Annotated in this window: 3 protein-coding genes; all 3 read left to right on the top strand. The window is 70.1% G+C overall.

The features are described from left to right. The first annotated feature begins 164 nt into the window (after positions 1 to 164). Genes C1I98_RS38385 through C1I98_RS38375 form a run of 3 tightly spaced genes read left to right on the top strand, consistent with a single transcriptional unit; the run spans position 165 to position 1871 of the window. Positions 165 to 440: a hypothetical protein gene (locus C1I98_RS38385; RefSeq protein WP_111172124.1), complete on the top strand. Its 276-nt coding sequence runs from the start codon at positions 165 to 167 to the stop codon at positions 438 to 440. After that, on the top strand, positions 437 to 862 hold the full coding sequence (locus C1I98_RS38380) for a PIN domain-containing protein (protein ID WP_111172123.1): 426 nt from the start codon (positions 437 to 439) through the stop codon (positions 860 to 862). The genes C1I98_RS38385 and C1I98_RS38380 overlap by 4 nt, the downstream gene beginning before the upstream one ends. A 55-nt stretch (positions 863 to 917) precedes the next feature. Next, positions 918 to 1871 (top strand): permease-like cell division protein FtsX, encoded by a 954-nt coding sequence (locus C1I98_RS38375; RefSeq protein WP_146607911.1) that lies wholly within the window; start codon positions 918 to 920, stop codon positions 1869 to 1871. Positions 1872 to 1940: the final 69 nt, after the last annotated feature.

The raw sequence follows: 1940 nt of genomic DNA, 5'->3' as shown, positions 1-1940 counted from the left end.
CCGCCACGGCTTCCACCTCCGCGCGCGCCAGGACGAACGCAGCCTCACCTCCCCCCCGGACACCACCTGGTCCCTGTCCATCGACGTCTGGATGGCCGTTCCTCGATAAGTTTCCTACCGTCTTCCTACTGTAGGCATCCACTGGTGGTAAGGTCGTCCTTGTGATGATGGCGGTGCGCAAGCTGTCGGTGTCCTTGCCCGAGGAGGTCGCGGATGCCGTTGTGGCGGCGGCGGAACGGGCCGGGCTGACGGTGTCGGCGTGGATGACACGCGCCGCGGCGAATTCCGCGCGGATCGAAGCGGGGCTCGCGGCGGTGGCCGAGTGGGAGGCCGAGCACGGTGTGATCGCCGCAGGGGAGTTGTCGCAGGCGGCGGCGGTGCTCGCCGACGCTGACGCGCGGATGTTCGGCGGGGCGGATGACGCGCGGCTGACCGGATGAGGGCGAGCGCGCCGCGTGCGGCGATCGTTTACGATGCGGGCGCACTGATCGCCGCCGAGGCGAACCGGCCGCGGATGTGGCGGTTGCATCGGCAGGCGCTCGACGAGAAGCGCCGGATCATCGTGCCGGTGCCCGTGCTCGCGCAAGTGTGGCGTGGATCGGCCCGGCAGGCGTCGCTGGCGCGGCTGCTGTTCGGCTGTGAGATCGCCGATATGACCGAGCGAATCGGCAAGGAAGCCGGGGTGCTCTGCGGAAGGATGGCCGCCCGGCGGCGAACGGCCCCGGTGGATGTGGTCGATGCGACCGTCGTGGTCGTGGCGATCATGGCTGCGGCCGCGATCCTCACTTCCGATCAAGATGACCTCGTTGCATTGACCGATGCGGCCGACCCGGTGATCCGGCCGGCGTTGATCGAGGTGTGAGCGTACTTTCCGGATCGCCGCCCTGCATAACCGCGAATCCGTCATATTCGGGTATATGACGTCGGAGTCTGGAAAATCCGAGGTGTTGTCCTTCGACGGGGAGCCCCGTGCGGCGTGGCGGGGCAAGGTCATTTGGGTGGTCGCCGCGGTGGTGCTCGTGGGGCTGGTGGTGGGCGGGGTCCGCCTGCTGGTGCGGCCGGTCGGGCCGTTGCCGCCGCCGGAGGGGCCGTGGCCGATGACCGGAAAGTACACGGTGATGCTCTGCAGCGGGCAGTGCCCGGCTCCGACGCGGGAGGAGCGGGCGGCCATCGAGGCCAGGCTGCGAGCCATGCCACAGGTGGAGACCGTCGAGTTCGAGTCACGGCAGGACGCCTACGACAGGATGGCGCGGGAGGGCGCCGGCCTCCTCGGGCTGCCCCTCCGCTATCTGGAGCCGGACGACATGCAGGAGTCGTACCGCGGGAGACTGCGGACGAGTGAGCGGGCACAGGCGTTCACGGAAGAGGTCGGCCGCCTGCCGGGTGTCGCGATGGCCCACGTCAACAGGACATGGTTCTGGAAGGGCAAGGCGGACGTGGCCGTACTGCTCTGCCAGCCGCCGGAGGAGCGGATGGAGGACCACCTGATGAACGACTACCGGACGGTGGGGGACCGGCCGAAGGACCCTTGCAAGGGCCGTGGCGCCGCGACCCGCGAGGAGCGGGACGCCGTCGCGGCCCGGCTCGCCGCGATCGACGGCATCCGCGCGTTCTACTTCGCCGACGAGAAGCACTCCAGGAAGGTCCGGGCGCACCTGGATGGCGACGATGACTTCCAGTCCGGCATCGCCCCGCCGGGGAAGGGCAATGGCGGGGCCGCCGGTTTCTGGATCAAGATCGATGACACCCTGGCCGTCCCCGCGATCCGCCGAGCCGTCACCGATCTGCCCGGCGTGTCGCTGGTCTTCCGGGTGGCCGACCGGGCCTCCTTTGCCGCGACCCCGCGTAGTGGGGGATATTCGGGCGTGTGACGTCGACCGCGGAGGAAGTGGAGTTCGGGCCCGAGCCGGGGCGCGGCCGGGTGTGGGGCCGCCGGGTGC

It is taken from the genome of Spongiactinospora gelatinilytica (genome assembly GCF_003236385.1).
GTDB lineage: Bacteria > Actinomycetota > Actinomycetes > Streptosporangiales > Streptosporangiaceae > Spongiactinospora > Spongiactinospora gelatinilytica.
The sequence above is the reverse complement of the archived record's forward strand: the minus strand, read 5'-3'. Positions and strand labels throughout refer to the sequence as shown.